Source organism: Bradyrhizobium sp. S3.3.6 (genome assembly GCF_040546905.1).
GTDB classification, from domain to species: Bacteria; Pseudomonadota; Alphaproteobacteria; order Rhizobiales; family Xanthobacteraceae; genus Bradyrhizobium; species Bradyrhizobium cytisi.
Genome location: NZ_JBEPOT010000009.1, coordinates 202,731 through 228,336, shown reverse-complemented (window position 1 = coordinate 228,336; position 25,606 = coordinate 202,731). Strand labels below are relative to the sequence as shown.

Genomic DNA, 25,606 nt, shown 5'->3' with positions numbered 1-25,606 from the left:
GCATCGAAACACACTTCGGACTTTCCATGCCGGCCATGCTAACGTCCACCCGAAAGCTGACGCTTTTGGGGGAGCTCAACTTGATCTGGATCGCCAATGTCCTGGTGGCGCTGGTCGCCGCACTGCACGCCTACTTCCTGATCCTGGAGATGTTCCTGTGGGACAAGCCGCTTGGCTTGAAGACGTTTCGCAATACGCCTGAGAAGGCCGAGATCACGAAAGTGCTGGCCGCCAATCAGGGCCTCTATAACGGCTTCCTCACCGCCGGCCTGATCTGGGGTCTCGCCCACGGTAACCCGGCCTTCGCGTTCCAGATCAAGGTGTTCTTTCTGCTCTGCGTGATCGTAGCGGGCGCCTATGGTGCGGCGACCGTCAGCACGCGCATTCTGATCGTGCAGGCGCTGCCGGCGGCGATCGCACTGGCTGCATTGTTCTTAGCCTGAATTCCTGGCCTAGATCTTAGCCCGAGGCGCTACGGCGCAGCGCCGCGATCCTTGCGCGGCGCCTGCCCTTCCTCCACACTCTCCGGCAGCGATGGCGACCGTTGCAATCAACGGGAAAAGACCGTCGGCCGGAAAATTCCGTCAGGAGGAACAACCCAAAATGAGCAATCGCAGAGCCTTTATAGCTGCCACGGCGGCGCTCGCCTTCGCGTTCTCCGCCAGCCAAGCCTTCGTGAGCCAAGCCCTCGCCCAGAAGAAATACGACACCGGCGCGAGCGACACCGAGATCAAGATCGGCCAGACCGTGCCGTTCTCCGGCGCCTATTCCGTCTACGCCAATATCGGCAAGACGCAGGCCGCCTACTTCAAGATGATCAACGATCAGGGCGGCATCAACGGCCGCAAGATCAATCTGATCCAGTATGACGACGCCTATTCGCCGCCGAAGACGGTCGAGCAGGTGCGCAAGCTCGTCGAAGGAGACGAGGTGCTGTTCACCTTCCAGATTATAGGTACGGCCGCCAACGCCGCCGTGCAGAAGTATCTCAACGGCAAGAAGATCCCGCAGCTCCTCGCCTCGACTGGCGCAGCGCGGTTCAACGATCCGCAGAACTATCCCTGGACCATCGCCTACAATCCCAACTATCTGTCCGAGGGACGCATCTACGCAAAATACATTCTCAAGGAGCATCCGAACGCCAAGATCGGCGTGCTCTACCAGAACGACGATATGGGCCGCGACTATCTCGCCGGCCTGAAGAGCGGCCTCGGCGACAAGGCCGCCAGTATGATCGTCGGCGAGGTCTCCTACGAGGTCACCGATCCGACAGTGGACTCGCAGGTGGTGAAGCTGAAGTCGATGGGCGTCGACCTGTTCTACGATGCCTCGACGCCGAAATTCGCCGCACAGGCAATCAAGAAGCTGGCCGACCTCGGCTGGACGCCGGTGCATATCCTCGACATCAATGCCAGCCCGATTTCGGCGACGCTGAAGCCGGCCGGCCTCGACATCTCCAAGGGCATCATCTCGACCCAATACGGCAAGGAGCCGGGCGATCCGCAGTGGAAGGACGATCCGGGCGTGAAGGCCTTCTTCGCCTTCATGGATAAATATTTCCCCGAAGGCGACAGGCTCAACACCGTCAACACCTACGCCTATTCGGTGGCCGAGCTGCTGGTCCAGGTGCTGAAGCAATGCGGCGATGACCTGACGCGCGAGAACGTCATGAAGCAGGTCGCCAACGTCAAGGACTTCACCCCGAGCTTCGCGCTGCCCGGCATCAAGATCAACACCGGGCCGAATGATTATCGCGTCAACAAGCAGATGCAGATGATGAAGTTCAACGGCGAGCGCTGGGAGCTGTTCGGCCCGATCATCGAGGACTCGGGCCCGGCGGGTTAGTTCGGGTCGTCTCTTTCCCCCGCGTCGGCGGAAGTGGTGGGTTACGCTTCGCTAACTTACCCTACGAACGCCCACCTTGCGCGGCAACAGCGGCTCCTCCACACTCCCGCGCAGCGATGGCGCCGGACGCGCAGTGCGTCCGGCAGACCATCTGCAATAACAGACTGAGGAAATTGCGAATGAGGGATGGAATTTTGCATCTGGTCACGGCAACGGCCCTGACCATGGCGCTGTCGGTCTCTGCGGCCAATGCCCAGAAGAAATATGATCCGGGCGCCAGCGACACCGAAATCAAGGTCGGACAGACCATGCCGTTTTCGGGACCGGCGTCGGCCTATTCGTCGATCGGCAAGACCCAGGCCGCCTACTTCAAGATGATCAACGATCAGGGCGGCATCAACGGCCGCAAGATCAATTTGATCCAGTATGACGACGCCTATTCGCCACCGAAAGCTGTGGAGCAGATCCGCAAGCTGGTCGAAAGCGACGAGGTGCTGCTGACCTTCCAGATCATCGGCACGCCCGTGAACGCGGCCGTCCAGAAATATCTCAATTCGAAGAAAGTGCCGCAGCTGTTCGCGGCCACCGGCGCCTCGCGGTTCACCGACCCGAAGAACTTCCCGTGGACCATGGGATACAATCCAAATTACTTCGTCGAGGGCCGCATCTACGGCCAGTACATTTTGAAAGAGCATCCGAACGCGAAGATCGGCGTGCTCTATCAGAACGACGACCTCGGCAAGGACTATCTGAACGGCATCAAGGCCGGCCTCGGCGACAAGGCCGCCAAGATGATCGTGACGGAAGCGTCCTACGAGGTGTCCGATCCCACGGTCGATTCGCAGATCCTCAAGATCAAGGATGCCGGCGCAGACCTGTTCTTCAGCGCCACTACGCCGAAGCAGGCCGCGCAGGCGATCAAGAAAATCGCCGAAATGGGCTGGCATCCGGTCCAGATCGTCGACATCAACGCCACCTCGGTCGGGGCGGTGCTGAAGCCCGCTGGCCTCGATGCCGCCAAGGGCCTGATCAGCGTCAACTACGGCAAGGAGCCGCTGGATCCGACCTGGAAGGACGACGCCGGTCTGAAGAAGTATTTCGACTTCATGGCCAAGTACTATCCGGATGGCGACAAGGATTCGAACTTCAACACCTATGGTTACGGCACCGCGCAGCTGCTGGTCCATGTCCTGAAGCAGTGCGGCGACGACCTGACGCGCGAGAACGTCATGAAGCAGGCGGCTTCTTTGAAGGACGTCACCAGCGACGTCGCGCTGCCCGGCATCAAGGCCAACACCTCGCCAACCGACTACCGCGTCAACAAGCAGCTTCAGATGATGAAGTTCAACGGCGAACGCTGGGAGCTGTTCGGCCCGATCCTGGAGGATGCGGGCGCAGCGGGTTAGGCGTTTCCGCTCGTCATTCCGGGATGGCGCGCGAGCGCCAGACCCGGAATCTCGAGATTCTCCGGTGCGGGAGCCCGCACCATAGTTCGATGCTTCGCATCGCCCCGGAATGACAGTAGCTATTTCGGTATCTCGCCAAAGTTCTTCCCCGGCGGCAGCACCGCGTGCCGGATCAGGCGCGAATCCTCCACCGCCGCCTGGCGGTGCTTGACCGCCTCGCGATAGACGGGGTCGCGGATCATCTCGACGAAGGCGGCGACGCTTGGGTATTCGGCAATGAAGCAGTGATCCCAGCGCTCGTCCTGCGGACCGATCAGCATCAGCTCGAACCTGCCCTGCCAGACGATGCGGCCGCCGAGGCGTTCGAACACCGGGCCGCTTTCGCGACCATAGGCCGCATAGGCTTCCGCGCCGCTGGCCTTGCGGCCATCGGGATACGCCGCCTCTCTGCGAAGGCGCACGAGGTTGAGCATGTGAATGGGGCCGGGGCGGTCGTTGTCCCGGAATTGCGCAAAGACGTCCTTGGTCGGATCGATGTGGCCCATGCGAGTTCCCTCTTCGTTATGGCCGCGATCCTAGCTCTGCCGTGGGATGAGCGGAACTGCGGCTTGGGAATGCCGCAGCTCCTAATCAGGCGTTAAGGCCGGGGTAACGGGGCCTTAAACCCCGACCGCTAGCGTGCGGCGGGGCGGGATGACCGGGCGTTTGCGTATGGGGTCGGGAAAGAAAAAGGGTGGGCGGAAGGAGCCGTTGTTCGGCTTGCCCGCGGCGCTCGCCGATCTGCGCCTGACGGCGGCCGATCGCATTCCAGGCGGCGGCAGCGACAAGCCGAAAAAATCCTCCAGCAAGCGCAACAGCGACAAGTCCGACGACGAGCCGCCGCGCGAGCGGAAGGCACAACCGAGCCGCAGCGGCGCCAGGCGCCGGCCGAAATCATCGATCAGCGCGGGCCTCGGCCGCCTCGTCTATTGGGGCGCGGTGCTGAGCCTGTGGGGCGTGATCGCCGTGATCGGCGTTGTGATCTGGGTCGGCGCCCACCTGCCGCCGATCCAATCGCTGGAGATTCCCAAACGTCCGCCGACGATCCAGATCGTCGGCATGGACGGCAGCCTGCTGGCGCAGCGCGGCGAGATGGCCGGCGCCAATGTGTCGCTGAAGGACCTGCCGCCCTATTTGCCCAAGGCCTTCATCGCCATCGAGGACCGCCGCTTCTATTCGCATTTCGGCATCGATCCGATCGGCATCCTGCGCGCGCTCGTCACCAACGTGCTCCATCGCGGCGTGTCGCAGGGCGGCTCGACGCTGACGCAGCAGCTCGCCAAGAACCTGTTCCTGACCCAGGAACGCACCATGGCGCGCAAGCTGCAGGAGGCGGAGCTCGCGATCTGGCTGGAGCGCAAGCATTCCAAGAACGAGATCCTGGAGCTCTATCTCAACCGCGTCTATTTCGGCTCCGGCGCCTACGGCGTCGAAGCCGCCGCGCAAAAATATTTCGGCAAGCCGGCCCGGAGCGTAACGATCGCGGAGGCCGCGATGCTGGCCGGCCTGGTCAAATCGCCCTCGCGCCTCGCGCCGAACCGCAATCCCGAAGGCGCGGAAGCGCGCGCGCAGATCGTGCTGGCGGCGATGGCGGATGCCAAGTTCATCACCGAAGCGCAGGCCCAGGCTTCGATCGGCCACCCCTCCTACAATGTGAAGCCGGTCGGCGCCGGCACCGTGAACTACGTCGCCGATTGGATCGGCGAGGTGCTGGACGACCTCGTCGGCCAGATCGACGACAGCATCAAGGTCGAGACCACGATTGACCCGAAGCTCCAGGCCGCGGCGGAAGCCGCCGTCATCGACGAGCTCGCGGCCAAGAGCGTGAAGTTCAATGTCAGCCAGGGCGCGCTGGTGGCGATGACGCCCGACGGCGCGGTCCGCGCCATGGTCGGTGGCCGGAACTATTCCGACAGCCAGTACAACCGCGCAGTCACCGCAAAACGCCAGCCGGGCTCCTCGTTCAAGCCGTTCGTCTATCTGACCGCGATGGAGCAGGGCCTGACGCCCGATACGGTCCGCCAGGACGCGCCGATCGAGGTCAAGGGCTGGAAGCCCGAGAACTACACCCACGAATATTTCGGCGCGGTGACGCTGACGCAGGCGCTGGCGATGTCGCTCAATACGGTCGCCATCCGCCTCGGCCTCGAGGTCGGGCCGAAGAACGTGGTGCGCACGGCGCACCGGCTCGGAATCTCCTCGAAGCTCGAGCCCAACGCCTCGATCGCGCTCGGCACCTCGGAAGTCTCTGTCGTCGAGCTGGTCGGTGCCTATGCGGCGTTCGCCAATGGCGGCTTCGCAGCCGCGCCGCATGTGGTGACGCGGATCAGGACGCTGGACGGCAAGCTGCTCTACATGCGGCAGCCCGACGAGCACAACCAGGTGATCGAGCCGCGCTATGTCGGCATGATGAACACGATGATGCGGGAGACGCTGATCTCCGGCACGGCCAAGAAGGCCGAGATTCCTGGCTGGCAGGCGGCCGGCAAGACCGGCACCAGCCAGGATTACCGCGACGCCTGGTTCATTGGCTACACGTCGAACCTCGTCACCGGCGTCTGGCTCGGCAATGACGACAATTCGCCGACCAGGAAGGCGACGGGCGGCGGCCTGCCGGTAGAAGTCTGGACCCGCTTCATGCGCACCGCGCACGAGGGCGTGCAGGTGGCGGCCCTGCCGAACCTGCAAAACAATTGGGGGCCGGCGAACCTCGTGCAGATCTCATCGCAGGTGTCACCGCCCACGCAAGCAGTGACCGGCCCCGCATCGACGCCGGTCAACAATGGCGGTTATCGCTCACCACCGCCGGCGCGCGCCAACGCGCGACCGGAGGCAGCGGCCGGGCTCGATGGCTGGCTGATGGACCGGCTGTTCGGCGGCAACAGATAGAGGTCCTTGTTACCTCAAAACAAAAATCGCGAAAACAACCCCATGCACAGTAGGCGGCGCATTCCGGCGTGACGCGCGGTGGATTGGTTGAAGGCGTTGATGTGGTGGGGTGAATCGAGCGTGCCGCGCAATCGTCGCAGCGAGTGGGATCAGTCGAGCGGAACGTGCAGAATGCCGCCTCATTTTCAGCTGTCATTCCCCGCGAAGGCGGGGAATCCAGTACGCCGCGGCCTCTCGGTTTAGCAACAACGGCCTCGGATTACTGGATCGCCCGCCTTCGCGGGCGATGACAGCGGTTGCTGGGCTACCAGCCCGCTCTAATCCTCGACCCCATATCGGTGCAGATCGTTGCCGTACGTGTCGAGCCACTTCTTGGCGCGCTCCATCGACGGGCAGATCTTGCCGCAGACGCGCCAGAAGCGGGCGGAGTGGTTCATCTCGACGAGATGGGCCACTTCATGCGCGGCGAGGTAGTCGAGCACGTAGGGCGGCGCGAGGATCAGGCGCCAGGAGAACGACAGCGAGCCGGCCGAGGTACAGGAGCCCCAGCGGCTGGACTGATCGCGGATCGAGAGCCGCTTCACCTTGACGCCGAGATCGGCGGCATGGGTCTGCGACGAACGCTGCAGATCGCGGCGCGCCTCGCGCTTGAGAAAGTCATGGACGCGACGGTCGGCATGCTCGACGCCGCCGGCGACGCAGACAATGCGTTCACCGCTGTCGCGAATTTCGGTCCACACCGTCCCGCGCGTGCCGGCGCGATGCACGATGCGATGGGGAACGCCGCGAAGCGGTATCACTGTGCCAGGCTGGAACGGTGCAGCTTTCGGCAAACGACCAAGACGCGCGGCGATCCACGCACCGTGACGCTGCGCAAAATCCTTGGCTTCGGCGAGCGTGCCGCGCGGCGGGATCGTGAGGATCGCTTCGCGGTCACTGGGATGAATTCTCAGCGTGTAACGGCGCGCTCGGCGGTGCCTGCGGAGCCGAATCGCAAAGAATTGCGATCCATGAGTGATGACGAGGGTCTTCGGTTCGTGGGGCCGCCGATAAAGGAGCGCGCGAGTGGCCATGTCTGTCAGTCCAGGGAGCAAGAGTTCGCCCGGATTCTGCCATAACCGCCGCCACGGAAAGCGCTCGGCGCAAAAACAAATCATTTGCCCAATATACAGGGGTCTGGCGTCCAGGAGACCCTACAGACTGGGGTTGGAACCCCAATTTTTCGCCCCCGCCGGACGCATGTGGCTCCCCCAAGGGATGAGGGAGGACTCACTCCTATGAAACTACCTAAATACCTCGAATCTGGCAGGAACCAGGCCCTGCCGGCGCCCCCGGCAAGCCCTCAATTTTCGGCGGGAAAGCCGAAATGCGCGCTTATTCGGCTGCAAGCGCCCGCAACGAGCTCGGATTCGCAGCCGAGACCATGAAATCATGAATGCGCGGCACGATTTCCGCCTTGAAGCGCGAGCCGTTGAACACGCCGTAATGTCCGACGCCCTTCTGAACGTAATGAACGCGGCGATGATCCGGAATCGAGCTGCACAAGCCGTGCGTCGCTTCGGTCTGACCGAGACCCGAGATGTCGTCGTTCTCGCCTTCGACCGTCATCAACGCAACGCGCGTCACCTTGGAAGGATCGACGCGAGTTCCACGATGCATCATCTCGCCCTTCGGCAGCGAATGCTTCACGAACACGGTATCGACGGTCTGCAGATAATACTCGGCCGACAGGTCCATGACCGCGAGATATTCATCGTAGAAGTCGCGATGCTTGTCGACGAGGTCGCCGTCGCCCTTCACCAGGTTGGCGAACAGACGCTTGTGAGCGTCCATGTGGCGGTCGAGGTTCATGCTGATGAACCCGTTCAGCTGCAGGAAACCCGGATAGACGTCGCGCATCATGCCCGGATGCGGGAACGGCACCTTGGTGATGACGTGGTTGCGGAACCAGTCGATGCCGCGCTCCTGCGCGAGATCGTTCACCCCGGTCGGGTTGCGGCGAGTGTCGATCGGGCCGCCCATCAGCGTCATCGAGGTCGGCACGAAAGGATCGCGACGCGCTTCCATGATCGAGACGGCAGCGACGACGGGCACGGAGGGCTGGCACACCGCCAGCACATGGGTGTTGCCGCCCAGGACGTGCAGCATCTCGACGACGTAATCGATGTAATCGTCGAGATCGAAGCGGCCGTCGCTCAAGGGCACCATGCGGGCGTCGGCCCAGTCGGTGATGTAGACCTCATGCGCCGGCAGAAAGGCCTCGACCGTGCCACGGAGCAGCGTCGCGTAATGGCCGGACATCGGCGCCACGATCAGCACGCGCGGCTGCGGGCTGCGCAGCGGACGAGCGAACTTGCGATCGAAGTAAAGCAGCTTGCAGAACGGCTTTTCCCAGACCGATCGGACCTCGACGGGGACGCGGATGCCGTTGACCTCGGTGTCGTCGAGGCCCCATTCCGGCTTGCCGTAGCGGCGCGTGGTGCGCTCGAACAATTCGCAGGCCGCAGCCACCGACTTGCCGACCTCGGTGCGCGCCCAGGGATTCAGCGGATTCTGAAACAGCAGCCTGGTCGCGTCGGTGACGGCGCGTGCCGGATTGAGAGAGGCCTGCGCCATCTCGTACATCCAGTACATCGGCGTCGTCAGGACCGGACTGCCTTCGCTCGCCAGAGGCGGTGCGCCGCCAAACTCACCAATAGGCATGGTCAAATCCTTCTTCGCATCGCAACATACTGCCGAATGCGTAATATTGCGTCAATGCATGGTTCCGTACATCTACGTGGCGCAGACGATTAATTCAGCCTGAATCCACGGGAAAGTGAGTTATTCGCCGCCCGCGAGCAGCGAGCCGTGCTTCCTGGCGCTGCGCAAAAGGGCAAGGAATGCCCCAAAAGAAGCCATCAGAAGCATTGCATTGATGGCTAACGCATCCAGCATCAAATCGGCCCGGAACGTTTGCTCGATCAGCAACGCGCGCATCCCCTCGAACACGTAGGTCGGCGGCAGCGACCAGGCGATGGTTTGCAGCCAGGCGGGCAGCACGCTGACCGGATAATAGATGCAGGCGAGCGGCATGATCGCGAACATCAAGGTCCAGACGATGCTCTCGGCGCCAAGGCCGTTCCGCAGCACCAGACCCGAGACAAAGATGCCGACCGACCAGCTCGTGAAGATCAGATTGCAGAAGAAGGCGATCAGCGGCAGGCCGAGGCTGTAGACATTGAAGTGAAAGAACGCAATCGCGAGCAGCGTCATCGGGATGACGCCGATCGCCAGCCGGATCAGGCTCATCACCATCAGCGAGAGCAGAAACTCGATCGGCTTCAACGGGCTCATCATGAGGTTGCCGAGGTTGCGCGCCCACATTTCCTCCAGGAAGGAGATGGAGAAGCCGAGCTGGCCGCGGAACAGGATGTCCCAGAGGATGACGGCGCCGATCAGCGTGCCGCCGGCGCGCGCGAAGAAATTGGCGTTCTGCGCGATATAGAGCTGAAGAAAGCCCCAGGTGATGATCTGCAGCGCCGGCCAGTACAGCAGCTCGAGCAACCGCGGCCAGGACGACATCAACAGATACCAGTAGCGCAGGATCATCGCGCCGATGCGCTGGACGGAAATGCCGCGGTGCAGGGAAAGCTCGCTCATCTTGCCTCCTCCTTCGCCCCATTGGTCCGCCCGCGCGCGACATCCAGGAACACCTCCTCCAGCGTGGTGCGATTGTAGCGGGCCATGATGGCGTCGGGCGTGTCGTCGTCCTCGACGCGGCCACGCTTCATGATGATGACGCGGTCGCAGAGCCGCTCGACCTCGAGCATGTTGTGTGACGCCAGCAGGATGGTGGCGTTGTTTTCGTTGCGATAGCGCTCCAGATGCGCCCGCACCCAGTCGGCCGTGTCAGGGTCGAGCGAGGCGGTCGGCTCGTCCAGCAGCAACAGCTCGGGCTGGTTGATCAGCGCCTTCGCCAGCGCGACGCGGGTCTTCTGCCCGGCCGAGAGCTTGCCGTTGGCGCGGTCGATGAAGTCGTTGAGATCGAGCTCGTCGGCCAGCCTCGCGATTCGGTCGGCGAGGTTTTCGACCGCATAGAGCTTGCCGAAAATAGTGAGGTTCTGCCGCACCGTGAGCCGCATCGGCATGTCGACATAGGGGCTTTCGAAGTTCATCCGCCCAAGCACCTCGGCGCTTTGCTCCGGCATCCGGTGCCCGAGCACGCGGACACGGCCGGAGGTCGGCAGCACCAGCCCCATGATCATCGCGATGGTGGTGGTCTTGCCGGCGCCGTTGCCGCCCAGAAGCCCGGTGATGCTGCCGCGGGGAAGTGTAAAGGAGATGCCGTCCACCGCGCGAGTCTGCTTGTAGAGCTTGACGAGGCGATCGACCTCGATGGCCGCGGACAAAGTGCCATCCGCGACAGTCGGCCGACTTGAAGCCTTCGAGTTCTCAGTCATGCTAAAGGCGTTCTTCCGCCATTGCGCGGTGGAGTGCAAGGCCTGTAACTCCGAAGGCTTGTAGCTCCGAAGGCTTGTAACTCGTTGGAATCAGTGGGCCAGCGTGTTTGTGATCGGACACGCGCACCGCTAGATTGGCCTGTCATGACCGAGACCGCCGCTTCCGACTTCCGCCCTTCGCAACGACACATCCGCCTGGACACCATCCTGCGGCTGCGCTGGCTCGCCGTGCTGGGCCAGCTCGCTGCAATCTTCGTCGTGGCGCAGGGGCTGGAGTTCGATGTCGCCATTGTGCCCTGCGTCAGCATCATCGCCCTGTCGGCTGCGCTCAATCTGGCTCTGCAAACCGTGGCCAACCCGATGCAGCGGCTGAAGCCGCTTCACGCGGCCGGGCTATTGGCATTGAACATCGTGGAACTGGCAGGATTGCTGTTCTTCACCGGCGGATTGCAGAACCCGTTCTCGTTCCTGTTTCTCGCACCGGTCCTGATTTCTGCCACCGCGCTGCCAGCCCGGCTCACTTTCGCTCTCGGCCTGCTGGCCGTGGCGTGTGCCTCGATCCTGTTCTTCTTTCATTTCCCGCTGCCATGGGACTCCGAGGATCCCGTGGTGCTGCCGCCGATCTATCTGTTCGGCGTCTGGCTTTCGATCGTGCTCGCGATCGGCGTCACCAGCCTCTACTCGTTTCAGGTCACCGAGGAGGCGCGCAAGCTCGCCGACGCCCTCGCCGCGACCGAGCTGGTGCTGACGCACGAGCAGCATCTGACCCAGCTCGACGGATTGGCCGCGGCCGCCGCGCACGAGCTCGGCACGCCGCTTGCGACCATCTTCCTGATCTCGCGCGAACTGGAAAAGACCGTGACGGACCCGGTCTTTGCCGCCGATCTGAAAACACTGCGCGAGCAGACGCAACGCTGCCGCGACATTCTGAGCAAAATCACCCAACTCTCGTCCACCGGCGCACCGTTCGACCGCATGAAGCTGTCGGAACTGATCGAAGAGGTGGTGGCACCGCACCGCGATTTCGGCATCGACATCAAGGTGCGGATCGCAGTGGCGGCTGCAGCCGAGCCGGTCGGATCGCGCAATCCGGCGGTGCTCTATGGCGTCGGCAACATCATCGAGAACGCGGTCGATTTCGCCAACTCCACCGTGGAGGTGAACGCGTGGTGGAACAATGAGACCATCGAGATCGTGATCTCCGACGACGGCCCCGGCATTCCGCCCGATCTCATGAACCGGATCGGCGAGCCTTATTTGTCGCGGCGGCGCACCCAGGATGCCGGCGGCGGGCTGGGGCTCGGCGTGTTCATCGCCCGCACGCTGCTTGAGCGCACCGGTGCCAAGGTCTCGTTTACCAATCGGATCTTCCCGGACCACGGTGCAGTGGTGCAGATCGCGTGGCCGCGGGAACGTTTTGAGACTATCGAGAGCTTCGAGGAAACAATAGGATAGGGCGCGACCTTGCGTCGCACGTAAGGGCCGATCGACTATTGGCGGCCTCGTATTGTGGGCCTTGGCACCGCCCGATTGCGAGGCCATATGTAGGTGCGCAGGAGAGAGGACAAAACCTTGAACGCCATCGCCGAACTGAACGAACAGGCCGACCGCTCGCTTCTCATCGTGGAGGACGACAAGCCGTTCCTGGAGCGCCTGTCGCGCGCCATGGAGACACGCGGCTTTGCGGTGACGTCATGCGACACGGTCTCCGATGGTCTCGCGCAGATCGGCAAGTCCGCACCGGCCTTCGCCGTCGTCGATCTTCGCCTCGGTGACGGCAACGGTCTCGACGTCGTCTCCGCGCTGAAGAAGAAGCGCCCCGAAGCCCGCGCCATCGTGCTAACCGGCTATGGCAACATCGCCACCGCCGTCACCGCGGTGAAGATGGGCGCGATCGATTATCTCTCGAAGCCCGCGGATGCCGACGACGTCGCCGCCGCATTGCTCTCGACCAGCACGGACAAATCCGAGTTGCCGGCGAACCCGATGTCGGCCGACCGCGTGCGCTGGGAGCACATCCAGCGCATCTACGAAATGTGCAACCGCAACGTCTCGGAGACGGCGCGGAGGCTCAACATGCACCGGCGGACGCTGCAGCGGATTCTGGCCAAGCGCGCCCCGCGCTGACGTCTCGTAGGGTGGGCAAAGGCGCAAAGCGCCGTGCTCACCATCTCTACTTCAATCTTGATTGGCTTGAATGGTGGGCACGCTTCGCTTTGCCCACCCTACGGCAGTCGTGCCCCGGACGCTGCGCAGCACGAAGTGGTGCGCTGCAGAGCCGGGGCCCATACCTCAGCTTGAACCACATATGGGTCCCGGATCTGCGCCGCAACGCCAAGCGGCGTTGCAGCTTGTCCGGGACACGAGACCATTCTACTCCCAGAAATCCGCATGCCCCTGCGGATCGACCAGGCGGTTGATCCGCAAGCCGGCCGCCATGCCAAACCGCACCGTCATCTGCTTGCGCGTGGCGGCTGCGATCTTGTGCTCGGGCGCTTCGCAATGCATGTGCGCGCCATAGGCGTCGGCGATGATCAGGCCGGTGCCTTCGGGGAAAATCTCGCACGGCAGGTCCTGCGTGAAGGCGAAGAACAGCCGGTCGCAATGGGCGCGGTATTCGTGCCATTTCTGATCGGCACGCAGATCTTCCACCGACGATTTGATCTCGACGATCCAGATCTCGCCGCACTCGTTCAGCGCCACGAGATCAGCGCGCCGGCCCGACGGCAGCGGTAACTCGCTGATGCAAGTGAACCCAAGCGAGCGTAACAGCCGCGCCGTGCCGCGCGCGATCGCGAGCGCCGTCTCGGATTGACGGCGGTCCGGCGGCGGCACGAGGGCGATGTTGCGGGCGTTGTCCATGGGGGGAGTGTAGCCGATTCCATTCTCGGTGTCGTCCCGGCGAAGGCCGGCCTTCGCCGGCACGACACCGAGGCGCGGAACCTCCCCTCCCCCTCGCACTTATCACGCAGCCGCCGACGGTCGCGGGCGGACCGAAGAGGGCTGGCCCGATATGATCGACGATCTCTGGTACAAGAACGCCATCATCTATTGCCTGTCCGTCGGCACCTATATGGATGCCGACGGCGACGGTGTCGGCGATTTCAAGGGGCTGTTACGGCGGCTCGATTATCTGCACGGGCTCGGCATCACCACGATCTGGCTGATGCCGTTCCAGACTTCGCCGGGCCGCGATGACGGTTACGACATCGCCGACTATTACAGCGTCGATTCCCGCTACGGCACGCTCGGCGATTTCGTCGAGTTTGCCCATGGCTGCAAGCAGCGCGGCATCCGAATCATCATCGATCTCGTCGTCAACCACACCTCCGACCAGCATCACTGGTTCAAGGAGGCGCGGCGCGACAAGAGTTCGCCCTATCGCGACTGGTATGTCTGGTCCGACAAGAAGCCGGCCAATGCCAACAAGGGCATGGTGTTTCCCGGCGTTCAGAAATCGACCTGGACGCGCGACAAGGACGCCGGCGCCTGGTTCTTCCACCGCTTCTACGAATTTCAGCCCGATCTCAACACCTCGAACCCGCACGTGCAGGCGGAGATCCTGAAGATCATGGGCTTCTGGATCCAGCTCGGCGTCTCCGGCTTTCGCATGGACGCCGTGCCTTTCGTGATCGCCACCAAGGGCGCGAAGGTGACCAAGCCGGTCGAGCAATATGACATGCTGCGCGCTTACCGCGAATTCCTGCAATGGCGGGAAGGCGACGCCATCATCCTGGCCGAAGCCAATGTGCTGCCGGAAACGGACATGGAGTATTTCGGCAAGGATGCCGACCGCATGCACATGATGTTCAATTTTCACGTCAACCAGCATCTGTTCTATGCGCTAGCTTCCGGCGACTCGCGACCGCTGGCCGAGGCGCTGAAAGCGACGAAGTCGCGGCCGGCTTCGGCGCAATGGGGCCTGTTCCTGCGCAATCACGACGAGCTGGACCTGGGACGGCTGACCAAGGCGCAGCGCGACACCGTGTTCAAATCGTTCGGCCCCGACAAGGACATGCAGCTTTACGATCGCGGCATTCGGCGACGGCTTGCGCCGATGCTGGGCGGCGACCGCAGGCGGCTCGAGCTTGCCTACAGCCTGATGTGTACGATGCCGGGAACTCCCGTGATCCGCTATGGCGACGAGATCGCGATGGGCGACAATCTGGCGCTGCCCGAGCGCAAATGCGCGCGCACGCCGATGCAATGGTCGACCGAGCCGCAGGGCGGCTTCACCAAGAGCGACAAGCCGGCGAACCCCGTCATCGACAAGGGTCCTTACGGCTACGAGCACGTCAACGTCGCCAAACAGCGGCGCGATCCGAATTCGATGCTGAACTGGACCGAGCGCATCGTCCGCATGCGCAAGGAGGTGCCGGAGATCGGTTGGGGCGACTTTGCGATCATCGCGACGCGCGATCCCGCCGTCTTCATCATGCGCTATGACTGGCGCAACAATTCGGTGCTGTTCGTGCATAACCTCGACGAGAAGCCGCGTGAGACGGCGTTTTCGGTAGGGCTGCCTGATGATGCCGGCGAGCACCTGATCAATCTGCTCGCGGAGGACCACAGCCACGCCGACAAGCGCGGCCAGCATCGCGTCGTGCTCGAGCCCTATGGCTATCGCTGGTACCGGGTCGGCGGGCTGGATTATCTGCTGAAGCGGAGTGATATCGACGGGACTACGACACGGGGGAAGAAGCGTGGACGTTAGCCGCCACCACCACGCCCTCATTCCCTCGCAGATCCAGCACGCCTTCCAGCCGCTCCCCCTCGCGATCCAGAAATGTCGAGAGCAATATCTCGCTGCCGAATCGGATCGCGCTGGTGGTGACCGCGATCGGTTCAGGCCCGAGATTCAGCACGACGATGACCGCCCTGCCCTCGGCCCCACGGCGATAGATCAGGAGATCGCCTTGCGCGGCGATCGGATGATAATCGCCTGACACCAGCGGCGGACATGCCTTCCGCAACGCGATCAGGCGCTTGTACAGGCTGAGGATCGAGCGCGTGTCGGCGTCGAGATTGACGACGTTCTCGTGGATATGATCCTCCGGCAGCGGCAGCCACGGCTTGACGTCCGAGAAGCCGCCGAAGCCTGAAGAGTCCCACTGCATCGGCGTGCGGCAGCCGTCGCGGCCCACCCCGATGCCGGGGACGTTCTTCTCGAAGGGATCGCGGACATCCGCAGGCGCGATCGCGAGCTGATGCATGCCGATCTCGTCACCGTAATAGAGCGTCGGCGTGCCGCGCAAGGTCAGGAGCAGCATGGCCGCGACGCGGGCCTGCTCCGGCCCGACCCGGCTGGCGACGCGCGGGCGATCGTGATTGCCGAGCACCCAGTTCGGCCACGCGCCCGTCGGCAGCGCCTTCTCGTAGTCGTCGATGATCTTCTCGATCGAGCGCGCGCTCCAGAAGGTCGAGAGCAGCGCGAAATTGAACGGCATCTGCGCGCCGGTGAGGTCGTTGCCGTAATAGGCCATGAGGCGATGCAGCGGCAGATAGACCTCGCCGATCAGCACGCGGGCCGGATAGGCATCGATGACGCGCCGCATCTCGGCGATGACGTCGAACACCTCCGGCTGGTCGGTGGAATATTGGGTGAGGATACTCTCGTTCGGCGGCCGGCCCTCGACATAATGCGGGTTCGGCGGATTGTCGCGAAACTCGGAATCCTTGATCAGGTGCCAGATCACGTCGACGCGAAAGCCGTCGACGCCCTTCTCCAGCCAGAACCGCATCACGTCGTAGATCGCGGCGCGGACCTCCGGATTGCGCCAGTTGAGGTCCGGCTGCTGGGCGAGGAAGGCATGGTAGTAATATTGACCGGTCGCGGCATCGATTTGCCATGCGCTGCCGCCGAACTCGGACAGCCAGTTGTTCGGCACGCTGCCATCGGGGGCCGGATCACGCCAGATGTACCAGTCTCGCTTCGGGTTGTCGCGCGAGGAGCGGCTTTCGATGAACCAGGGATGCTGGTCGGAGGTGTGGTTCGGCACGAGATCGAGGATCAGCTTCAGGTCATTGTCATGCGCGGCCGCGAGCAGCGCATCGAAATCCGCCATCGTGCCGAACAGCGGATCGATGCCGGTATAGTCGGAGATGTCATAGCCGAAATCGGCCATTGGCGAGGGGAAGATCGGCGACAGCCAGATCGCGTCGACGCCGAGCGATTTCACATAAGGCAGCCGCCGAAAAATGCCGGCGAGATCCCCGACGCCGTCGCTGTCACCGTCCTGAAACGAGCGCGGATAGATCTGATAGAAGATGCCGTCGCGCCACCAGTTCTCGCCGCCCTGCGCCATGTCGGAAAACCCACCCGGAAATCTGTGCCTCGCGCGAGAGAACGCGGAAGCAACGCCCCGGTTCAAACAGCCACGCAAATTGGGACGGCCGTGTGATGGCGGGCGTACCTGTTCCCCGGCGCCGCTCGCGACTATTTTTGCTTGGCGGCGCAGCAAAAATCGGCATTGTGAGCCCCATGACCGAGCAAAATGACACCCAACAATCCAAGGCCGGCGCGATCATCGTCCCGGTGACACTGTTCGAGCAGAACTGCACCATCATCTGGGACGAGCCCGGCAAGAAGGCCGTGGTGATCGACCCCGGCGGCGACGTGCCGAAGATCCTTGAGGCGATCAAGCAGACCGGCGTCACCGTCGAGAAAATCTGGCTGACCCATGGCCATATCGACCATGTCGGCGGCGCGGCCGAGTTACGCGATGCGCTGAAGGTGCCGATCGAGGGCCCGCATGCCGCGGACAAATTTCTGCTCGACAACGTGGTCGAGAGCGGAGCGCGCTTCGGCATGACGGGGGTGCGCAATTTCGAGCCGGACCGCTGGCTCGACGAAGGCGACAACGTATCGATCGGCGGATTGACGTTCGACATTTTCCATTGCCCGGGCCATTCACCCGGCAGCGTGGTGTTCTTCAACGGGAATCTGCGCTTTGCCCATGTCGGCGACGTCCTGTTCGCCGGCTCGGTCGGGCGCACCGACCTGCCCGGCGGCAGTCACGCCACGCTGATCAACTCGATCATGACAAAACTGCTGCCGCTCGGCGACGACGTCGGCTTCATCTGCGGTCACGGCGCCGGCTCGAGCATCGGCCAGGAGCGAATGACCAATCCGTTCATCACCGGCGAGATGTAGGCCTTATTGCTTGCGCATGATCTGATCGGAAAACCGCTTCACACCTGACGTGACGGCAACGCCGATCGAGATGGTCGATCACACGGGGTAGATTGGTCGAGATCGACGCGAGGGCGTCGCCACAAACCCAGCTGTCGTCCCGGACAAGCGTAAGCCCAGATCCGGGACCCATAACCACAGGAAGCCGTGGTTACGGGGACTCGGAGTTGCGACTTCGCGCCCAACTTTGTCCTGTGGTTATGGGTCCCGGATCGGCGCGCGCTTCAGGCGCGCCTGTCCGGGACGACAGTTGGGGTCGGGCCTACTTCATCAGGCCCGCAGCGGTCAGCGCGCGCGTGATGATCTGGCCGAGATCGAAGCCGCGGGATTCCTCGCGCTTCGGCTCGGCCTGTTCGTCGGCGACCGCGGCGCGGATCGAGCGGGCGAGATGCGGAGCGGGTGAGCGCGCGGGCGCTGGCTTTACCTCCGCCGTCTTCCTGGCCGCATCCGGAATCCATCCGGTCAGACCAAAGAACTTCGCGATGTGATAGGACGATGAAATGCCGGCCTCGATCAGGAACGCGCCTTCGACGCCGTAGCGCTGGTCGTTATCGGCGAGCCCCAGCGGGGTGCCGTGGGCCATGCCGGTGATGGCATAGGATTCGACCAGCGTCTCGCCGTCCTTATTCCACCAGGCCTGGCGCGGGTAGCCGTCGACATTGGTCTCGGCCATCGGCGTCATCGGCAGATCGTGCAAATCGAGCCACTGCTTGACGATCTCGTTGGCATTGCCGGGATTGACGGTGCGGTCGGCGCTGCCGTGCCACACCGAAATCTTCGGCCAGGGCCCGCGATGATTGGAAGCCCGCCGCACGAAATCGCCGAGCTCACGCTCGGGCCGCGCCGGGGAATGAAACATGCCGTCCAGCGCCTCGCGCAGATTCGACGCGATGCCGTAGGGAAGGCCTGCGATGATCGCGCCGGCAGAGAACACCTCCGGATAAGTCGCGAGCATCACCGAGGCCATGCCGCCGCCGGCGGACAGGCCGGTGATGAAGACGCGCCTGGGATCGATGCGGTGGGCCTGAACCATATGCGCGATCATCTCGCGGATCGATCGCGCCTCGCCGCTGTCCCGCGCGGTATCTTCGGGATTGAACCAGTTGAAGCAGGTGTTGCCGTTGTTGCTGCGCTGTTGCTCGGGCATCATCAGCGCAAAGCCATAGTGACGTGCGAGCGTCGACCAGCCGGCGCCGAGGTCGTAGCTCGCTGCCGTCTGGCCGCAGCCGTGCAGCACGACGACGAGCGCGCGCGGCTTCTGCAATTGCGCCGGCACGAACGCGAACATGCGAAGACTGCCGGGATTGTCGCCGAAGCCGGTGACTTCCTCCAACGGACTGGAGGCATCGGCGCTCGCGCCAAAGTCGGGCAAGCGCAGACCATCCATCCTTGGCAGATGTCTCAAGAGGTCGACATTACGGGCTAACGACACGGCAAATTCCTGGTGGGCGTCTTTCAACGTTTACCCAGACCAGATAGTTGCTGCAGTGCAAAATGAAAAGACCGTGTGCTGTCGACATCAGGGAAACCACGCGGAATCCCGCAAAAATCCGCAGGAATCCGCACGTATTAACCGCAGTGCCTCAACTTCGTGCAGATGCGCGGCGCATCCACGTCAGGAATGCGGCGCAGATCATGATTAACGCCGCGAACAGCGCGAGTGAGGCGAGAAAACCTGCGCGCGGTGATTGCAACGCCTCGACCGCGAAGAACACTGCGCCGATTGCGGCCACTCCGGCCGCATTTCCGATCTGCGCAATGGTGCCGTACATGCCCGACGCCGCGCCGGCCGCGACGGGTTTGACTGTCGAGAGCACCGCGCCCGAGAGCGGCGCCATCACCAGCCCCTGGCCGTAGCCGAAGACGATCATGATGAGCGCGAGCGCGATCGGTGCCGGCGCGTCGATCAAGCCAGCGAGAGCCGCGAGCGCGGCGAAACCCGCGATCTGCAGTGCGCAGCCTTCGATCAGCACTTTGGTGCCGCGATGCCTTGCGCGCGCGCCGCTGTGGCGCGAGGCCACCACGAAAGCGAGCGCGAGCGGAACGAAGGCAAGGCCGGCGGCGAGCGGCGGAATCTTCAGGCCGCGCTGCATGAACAGCGTCATCACCAGATAGAACGAGAGATTGGCGACGAAGAAAAAGAGGGCCGCACCAAGCCCGCGCAGGAAGGCGGTGTCCGCCAGCAGCGTCAGATCAATCAGCGGCATGCCCGCGCGCGCAACAACGTGCTCGAGCTTGAGGAATCCTGCGAGGATCGCACCGCCGCCCAGCATCACCGCCCACAGCCACGGCGCCCAGCCGACATCGTGACCAAACAGCAGCGGGCCGATCAGGCACAGCAGCCCTGCAAACAGCACCACGCTGCCCTTGATGTCGAGCCTGGTGCCGGCCCGACGCGGCGCCGACGGCATGATGCGCCATGCGGCCGCGGCGATGACGAGGCCGCAGGGCACGTTGACGAAGAACACCGAGCGCCAGCCGGTATGCGCAGGGTCGATCGTGACCAGGAGGCCACCGAGCAAAAAGCCCGCAGCGCCGGCAAGCCCGAGCACGATGCCGTAGATGCCGAAGGCGCGGCTGCGCTGTTCGTCGGTGAAGAGCAGATGCAGCGTCGCCAGTACCTGCGGCACCATCAGTGCGGCGGTCGCGCCTTGCGCCAGCCGGGCGACGATCAGTTCCGTGCCGGAAAGCGCCAGCCCGCACCACAGCGAGGTCGCGGTGAATCCGAGCACGCCGGCCAGGAAGACGTTCTTCGTGCCATGGATGTCGCCGAGGCGGCCGCCGGTGACGACCAGGGTGGCATAGGCGATCAGATAGATCGCGATGACGGATTCGATCTGTGCCGGCGTCGCATGCAGGTCGACCGCAATGGTGGGAATCGCGACGTTCACGATGAAGGCGTCGACGCCGAACATGAACTGCGCGGCGACGACGATCGCCAGCACCCACCAGCGGCGGGTCGAATCGACAGGCTTCGTGACGGCTTGATGCATTTTCGCGCGAGCTTTCGGAGATTTATCTGCGCCCGATGCTCGCAGATCGGCGTCATCCCCGCGATTACCTCAGAGGTAGGACTTCGAGGTGCTCGAACACAGTCGCGGTAGCGACTCAACGCATGCCTGCATTCCGCTGCACGGGACATGGCGCGATTGCGTTCGCGGCATCGCCCACGTAGCCTCACGCCTACCTAACAAACAGAAAATGACAGCCGGAGAGAACGCCATGGCGCGCCTGAAATTCGGAGCCTTTCTTGCCCCGCATCACCCGATCGGCGAGCATCCGATGCTTCAGTTCCGGCGCGATCTCGACCTGGTCGAGCAGTTGGATAGCCTCGGCTATGACGAGTTCTGGTGCGGCGAGCATCACTCCTCCGGCTGGGAGATGATCGCCTCGCCCGAGATGTTTCTGGCCGCCGCCGGCGAACGTACCAAGCGGATCAAGCTCGGCACCGGCGTGGTGTCGCTGCCCTATCACCATCCCTTCAACGTGGCCCAGCGCATGGTGCAGCTCGACCACATGACCGGCGGCCGCGCCATCTTCGGCTCCGGCCCCGGCGCGCTGGCGTCGGACGCGCACACGCTCGGCATCGACCCGATGACGCAGCGCGACCGCCAGGACGAGGCGATCGCCGTGATCCGCCGGCTGTTCAACGGCGAGCGCGTCACCGCCAAGAGCGACTGGTTCACCATGAACGACGCCGCGCTGCAGATCCTGCCGCTGCAGGAGGAGATGCCGTTCGTGGTGGCCTCTCAGATCTCGCCGTCGGGCATGACGCTCGCCGGCAAATACGGCATCGGCATCATCTCGCTGGGCTCGATGACGACGCAGGGCCTGATGTCGCTGCAGCAGCAGTGGCAGTTCGCCGAGGACGCCGCCAGGAAGCACGGCACCACGGTCAACCGCGCCGACTGGCGCGTGCTCCTCACCTTCCACATCGCCGAAAGCCGCGAGCAGGCGCGCAGGGAAGCGGGCGCCGGCCTGATGCGCTGGCACAACGAGTACAATGTCGGCACGCTGCAGCGGCCGGGCCTCACCGCGTTCGCCTCGCCCGACGAGGCCGTGGACAAGACCGCCTTCGTCGAAGGCGCGGCGTCCACCATCGGCACCCCCGACGATCTCGTCAAAACCATCAAGAACGTGATGGAAGTGTCCGGCGGCGTCGGCGCCATCATCGGCTTCGTGCACGACTGGGCCAATCCGGAAGCGACGCGCCGGAGCTGGGATATGGTGGCGCGCTATGTCGTGCCGGAGATCAACGGCTACATCGACGGCCTGCGCAGGTCGCAAAAATTCGTGATCGAGAACCGCGCGATCTTCGAGCGCGCCGGTCAGGCCGTGATGGCCAAGATCATGCAGAACGAGAAAGCCGCCGAGGCGCTGAAGGTGACCGGTCCCGGTCGCGTCGCCATTCCCGCCGTCAACGCGCCGGATCTGCAGAAGGAAGCGGCCAAACGGTAGCTTTCGCCGTTACGCTCGCAACGACGTTCACGAGCAAGACATCCCGGCCTGTGCTATGCTGACCTGGTCGGCTCGGCGCGGGCCGTATGATTGCCGCGGGTCGCGCGATTCCTGTCGGTCAGCCAACCGGAGCATTCGTCATGTCGATGCAGAATGTGGCCTCGCCTGCACTTGGGTACACCGCACCCAGGCGCAACGAGCTGACGCATATCCCCGGCGACGAAGGCTGGCCGATCGTCGGCATGACCTTCAAGGTGCTCGCCGACCCCAAGGGACATATCGAGCGGAACGGCGCCAAATACGGGCTCGTCTATCGCACCCACATTTTCGGCGAAACCAACATCGTGCTGCTCGGCCCGGAAGCGAACGAGCTGGTGCTATTCGACCAGCAGAAGCTGTTTTCGTCGACCCATGGCTGGAGCAAGGTGCTCGGCCTGTTGTTTCCGCGCGGATTGATGCTGCTGGATTTCGACGAGCACCGGCTGCATCGCAAGGCGCTCTCGGTCGCATTCAAGTCCGGGCCGATGAAGTCCTATCTCAGCGATCTCGACCGCGGCATTTCGGCACGGGTGGCGCAGTGGAAGGCAAATCCGGGCGAGATCCGGCTTTATCCGGCGATGAAGCAGCTCACGCTGGATCTGGCCGCGACGTCCTTTCTCGGCGCCGACATCGGGCCCGAGGTCGACGAGATCAACCGCGCCTTCGTCGATATGGTCGCCGCTGCGGTCGCCCCGATCCGCCGTCCCCTGCCCGGCACGCAGATGGCGGCCGGCGTGAGGGGGCGCAAACGTATCATCGCCTATTTCCGCGAGCAGATCCCGCTGCGCCGCGGCAATCACGGCGGCGACGATCTGTTCTCGCAGCTCTGCCGCGCCACCCATGAGGACGGCGCGCTCTTGTCCGACCAGGACGTCATCGACCACATGAGCTTCCTGATGATGGCGGCGCACGACACGCTGACATCCTCGCTAACGTCCTTTATCGGCGAGCTCGCTGCCAATCCGGACTGGCAGAGCAGGCTGCGCGCGGAAGTTCTCGCGCTCGGGCTCTCTCCGGGGGCGCCGAGCAGCTTCGATGATCTCGAAAAGATGCCGTTGACGGAGATGGCCTTCAAGGAAGCGCTGCGGATCAAGCCGCCGGTGCCCTCGATGCCGCGCCGCGCGATGCGCGATTTCACCTTCAAGGGCTACACCATCCCCGCCGGCACCGCGGTCGGCGTCAATCCGCTCTTTACGCACCATATGAAGGACATCTGGCCGGAGCCGGATCGCTTCGATCCCTTGCGCTTCACCGAGGAAGCCCAGCGCAACCGTCACCGCTTCGCCTGGGTGCCGTTCGGCGGCGGCGCACATATGTGCCTCGGCCTGCACTTCGCCTACATGCAGGCGAAATGCTTTGCCCGGCACTTCCTGCAGAACATCGAGGTGTCGCTGGAGCCCGGCTACAAGCCGGACTGGCAGATGTGGCCGATCCCGAAGCCAAAGGATGGGTTAAGGGTACGGGTGAAGGCGGTTTAGCCACGCCCGTCATTGCGAGCGAAGCGAAGCAATCCAAGATCTTTCCGCAGAGGGATTCTGGATTGCTTCGTCGCATCAGCGCAAAATTGCTACGCAATTTTGTCGCGAGCTCCTCGCAATGACGGAAACCCGGTCTCGTAGGGTGGGCAAAGCGTAAGCGTGCCCGCCATACCTCCCCACATTTGAACATCGATGGTGGGCACGGCGCGCGAAGAGAGCGCCTTTGCCCACCCTGCGAAGCGCCTGCATCTGCACTTCGACGGTCACATCCGTCTGGCACAAACGCAGGAAGCGCCGAGCTGCTTCGCCAGCGCCTCGCCTTCCGGTATACGGCGGCCCACGATCACAATTTTGGCACCTTCGGCAACGAAGACTTCCGCGGTACGCAATCCGATCCCGCTCGTCGCACCCGTGATCACCGCAACCTTGCCGTCGAGCCTGCCCATGGAATGTCCCTGTTTTCGAATGATTTGAAGCCAAATGGCGGACACCGATCGATGACGTCACGACGACAATCGGCGCCGCAACAATCACTATTCCTGCCGGCTCCCGACAAGCCAAGCTTTGCTTGCGCATGCGAGATGCGTAACATCATGCCCCGTCTCTCGATTTTCGGACTTCTATCGCAACCGGGCTGCGCATGGGGAAGCTGATCGCCGAATTCCGCAAGGGCTGGCAAGGCGTGGCACCGCCGTCGCTCGGCCTGAGCATTGCGTTCGCGGTGGCCTGCCTGCTGGTTGCGACCTTGGCACGCTGGGGCCTCGCGCATGTCCGACCCGACGTCTACTTCACCCCGTACTTTCCGGCCGTGTTCTTTGCCGCCGCCTTCGGAGGCATTCGGATCGGCGTGGTGACGGCGCTGGTCGGCGGCGTGCTCGGCGTCGTCGTGAATTTCGGCGATGCGTTTGCCGATCGCGCGCGGTTCGCCCTGCTGACACTCTATTGGGGCGTCTCCGCGCTGACCATCTGGGGCGTCGAGCACTATCGCACGATGCTGGCGGAGCAGCGCCGGATCTCCAGGCGCCTGATCGAGGAGGAGGACTATCGCAAGATCCTGGTCGACGAGCTCCAGCACCGGCTGAAGAACAAGCTGTCGACGGTGCACGCCGTGCTGCACCAGGTGCTGCACGACCAGCCGCAGGTCTGGGCCCGGATCGACCCGCGGCTGCGGTCGCTAGCCGCGACCGACGACCTGATCTCGCGGATCGACAAGGCCGGCTGCGACATCCGCGACCTCCTGATTTCCGAGCTCGGCCCTTACGGCCACGTCCGCTTCACGCTCAACGGCGACCGGCTGTTCCTGGCGCCGAAGCTTGCGGTGACGCTGTCACTGATGTTTCACGAACTCGCCACCAACGCCGGAAAATACGGCGCGTTCTCCTCACCACGCGGATTGCTGCAGGTGTCATGGACCGTCAGTGACGATCGCCTGACCGTCACGTGGGACGAAACCGGGGGTCCAAGCATCGACAAAATCTCGGAGCCCGGCTTCGGCACCAACCTCTTGAAGTCAGCGCTCTCCGCCTTCGACGGCAAGACCGAGGTCTCGTACTTGAAGACCGGGCTGCATTGCATCATGCAATGTCGCATTCCCAAGAACGAGTGATGAGGATCACCTCTCCCTACGGCAGAGGTGTCGACGACGGCTTGCATCTGTCCAAACGAAAGAGAACAGCGCGCGACCCTCGCGCTTTCGCAAGCGCCATTGACCTTCTGTTAATGACGATCGGCGGCGCACCTCGCAACGCCACAGGTTTCTCCCAAAACACCCCAGTATTTCTGCGGACCCCTTAACCAAACCTAAGAGGGAACTGCGCA

General features: G+C 63.4%; 20 protein-coding genes and 1 pseudogene. 11 read left to right on the top strand and 10 right to left on the bottom strand.

The genetic code is table 11. The features are described from left to right. The first annotated feature begins 35 nt into the window (after positions 1–35). From ABID59_RS25195 to ABID59_RS25185, 3 genes are all read left to right on the top strand, one after another. Positions 36–443, top strand: a complete 408-nt coding sequence (locus ABID59_RS25195) for a DUF1304 domain-containing protein (RefSeq protein ID WP_354085206.1) — start codon at positions 36–38, stop codon at positions 441–443. Positions 444–603: 160 nt separating this feature from the next. Continuing rightward, the gene (locus tag ABID59_RS25190; RefSeq protein WP_354085163.1) at positions 604–1,845 is read left to right on the top strand and encodes an ABC transporter substrate-binding protein; all 1,242 of its coding nucleotides are present in this window, start codon (positions 604–606) and stop codon (positions 1,843–1,845) included. 179 nt (positions 1,846–2,024) lie between these two features. Beyond that, on the top strand, positions 2,025–3,251 hold the full coding sequence (locus tag ABID59_RS25185; RefSeq protein WP_187435206.1) for an ABC transporter substrate-binding protein: 1,227 nt from the start codon (positions 2,025–2,027) through the stop codon (positions 3,249–3,251). Positions 3,252–3,370: 119 nt separating this feature from the next. Here ABID59_RS25185 and ABID59_RS25180 read toward each other — a convergent pair whose 3' ends face one another. Continuing rightward, entirely contained in the window at positions 3,371–3,796 is a 426-nt protein-coding gene (locus ABID59_RS25180; protein ID WP_354085162.1) for a DUF1330 domain-containing protein, read from the bottom strand. A gap of 166 nt (positions 3,797–3,962) precedes the next feature. Here ABID59_RS25180 and ABID59_RS25175 point away from each other — a divergent pair, with 166 nt between their 5' ends. After that, the gene (locus ABID59_RS25175; protein WP_354085205.1) at positions 3,963–6,179 is read left to right on the top strand and encodes a transglycosylase domain-containing protein; all 2,217 of its coding nucleotides are present in this window, start codon (positions 3,963–3,965) and stop codon (positions 6,177–6,179) included. Positions 6,180–6,496: 317 nt separating this feature from the next. Here the strand turns inward: ABID59_RS25175 and ABID59_RS25170 are convergent, their stop codons facing one another. The 4 genes from ABID59_RS25170 to ABID59_RS25155 form a co-directional block, all read right to left on the bottom strand. Then, positions 6,497–7,336: a M48 family metallopeptidase gene (locus ABID59_RS25170; protein ID WP_354031387.1), complete on the bottom strand. Its 840-nt coding sequence runs from the start codon at positions 7,334–7,336 to the stop codon at positions 6,497–6,499. 217 nt (positions 7,337–7,553) lie between these two features. After that, positions 7,554–8,882, bottom strand: coding sequence for a polyhydroxyalkanoate depolymerase (locus ABID59_RS25165; protein WP_148754303.1), 1,329 nt, complete (start codon positions 8,880–8,882; stop codon positions 7,554–7,556). Between the two features lie 120 nt (positions 8,883–9,002). Then, positions 9,003–9,821, bottom strand: coding sequence for an ABC transporter permease (locus ABID59_RS25160; RefSeq protein WP_354031386.1), 819 nt, complete (start codon positions 9,819–9,821; stop codon positions 9,003–9,005). After that, the gene (locus ABID59_RS25155; RefSeq protein WP_354031385.1) at positions 9,818–10,621 is read right to left on the bottom strand and encodes an ABC transporter ATP-binding protein; all 804 of its coding nucleotides are present in this window, start codon (positions 10,619–10,621) and stop codon (positions 9,818–9,820) included. The genes ABID59_RS25160 and ABID59_RS25155 overlap by 4 nt, the downstream gene beginning before the upstream one ends. A gap of 144 nt (positions 10,622–10,765) precedes the next feature. On the opposite strand from ABID59_RS25155, the gene ABID59_RS25150 reads away from it, so the two are divergent. Both ABID59_RS25150 and ABID59_RS25145 read left to right on the top strand, forming a co-directional pair. Continuing rightward, positions 10,766–12,076, top strand: coding sequence for an ActS/PrrB/RegB family redox-sensitive histidine kinase (locus ABID59_RS25150; protein WP_148754300.1), 1,311 nt, complete (start codon positions 10,766–10,768; stop codon positions 12,074–12,076). Between the two features lie 117 nt (positions 12,077–12,193). Then, on the top strand, positions 12,194–12,748 hold the full coding sequence (locus ABID59_RS25145) for an ActR/PrrA/RegA family redox response regulator transcription factor (RefSeq protein ID WP_354031384.1): 555 nt from the start codon (positions 12,194–12,196) through the stop codon (positions 12,746–12,748). A 246-nt stretch (positions 12,749–12,994) separates the two neighbouring features. Here ABID59_RS25145 and ABID59_RS25140 read toward each other — a convergent pair whose 3' ends face one another. Then, on the bottom strand, positions 12,995–13,483 hold the full coding sequence (locus ABID59_RS25140; RefSeq protein WP_354085161.1) for an MmcB family DNA repair protein: 489 nt from the start codon (positions 13,481–13,483) through the stop codon (positions 12,995–12,997). Positions 13,484–13,634: 151 nt separating this feature from the next. Here ABID59_RS25140 and ABID59_RS25135 point away from each other — a divergent pair, with 151 nt between their 5' ends. Then, positions 13,635–15,335: an alpha-amylase family protein gene (locus tag ABID59_RS25135; RefSeq protein ID WP_354085160.1), complete on the top strand. Its 1,701-nt coding sequence runs from the start codon at positions 13,635–13,637 to the stop codon at positions 15,333–15,335. Here the strand turns inward: ABID59_RS25135 and ABID59_RS25130 are convergent. Continuing rightward, complete coding sequence (locus tag ABID59_RS25130; RefSeq protein WP_354085159.1) at positions 15,304–16,926, bottom strand: alpha-amylase family glycosyl hydrolase; 1,623 nt, start codon at positions 16,924–16,926, stop codon at positions 15,304–15,306. The genes ABID59_RS25135 and ABID59_RS25130 overlap by 32 nt on opposite strands. A gap of 176 nt (positions 16,927–17,102) precedes the next feature. On the opposite strand from ABID59_RS25130, the gene ABID59_RS25125 reads away from it, so the two are divergent. Beyond that, complete coding sequence (locus ABID59_RS25125) at positions 17,103–17,774, top strand: MBL fold metallo-hydrolase (RefSeq protein ID WP_354085158.1); 672 nt, start codon at positions 17,103–17,105, stop codon at positions 17,772–17,774. Between the two features lie 301 nt (positions 17,775–18,075). Here the strand turns inward: ABID59_RS25125 and ABID59_RS25120 are convergent, their stop codons facing one another. Next, positions 18,076–19,245, bottom strand: a complete 1,170-nt coding sequence (locus ABID59_RS25120; RefSeq protein ID WP_354085157.1) for an extracellular catalytic domain type 1 short-chain-length polyhydroxyalkanoate depolymerase — start codon at positions 19,243–19,245, stop codon at positions 18,076–18,078. Between the two features lie 151 nt (positions 19,246–19,396). Next, complete coding sequence (locus ABID59_RS25115; RefSeq protein WP_354085156.1) at positions 19,397–20,806, bottom strand: MFS transporter; 1,410 nt, start codon at positions 20,804–20,806, stop codon at positions 19,397–19,399. Between the two features lie 229 nt (positions 20,807–21,035). Between ABID59_RS25115 and ABID59_RS25110 the strand changes: the two genes are divergently transcribed. Both ABID59_RS25110 and ABID59_RS25105 read left to right on the top strand, forming a co-directional pair. Next, positions 21,036–22,271: an LLM class flavin-dependent oxidoreductase gene (locus ABID59_RS25110; protein ID WP_354085155.1), complete on the top strand. Its 1,236-nt coding sequence runs from the start codon at positions 21,036–21,038 to the stop codon at positions 22,269–22,271. 140 nt (positions 22,272–22,411) lie between these two features. Next, positions 22,412–23,788, top strand: coding sequence for a cytochrome P450 (locus ABID59_RS25105; protein WP_354085154.1), 1,377 nt, complete (start codon positions 22,412–22,414; stop codon positions 23,786–23,788). Positions 23,789–24,025: 237 nt separating this feature from the next. On the opposite strand, the pseudogene ABID59_RS25100 reads toward ABID59_RS25105, so the two are convergent. Further along, a pseudogene (locus ABID59_RS25100) lies at positions 24,026–24,234 on the bottom strand (SDR family NAD(P)-dependent oxidoreductase); the annotation flags it as partial. 194 nt (positions 24,235–24,428) lie between these two features. Here ABID59_RS25100 and ABID59_RS25095 point away from each other — a divergent pair. After that, the gene (locus ABID59_RS25095) at positions 24,429–25,394 is read left to right on the top strand and encodes a sensor histidine kinase (protein ID WP_148754290.1); all 966 of its coding nucleotides are present in this window, start codon (positions 24,429–24,431) and stop codon (positions 25,392–25,394) included. The last annotated feature ends 212 nt before the right edge of the window (positions 25,395–25,606 follow it).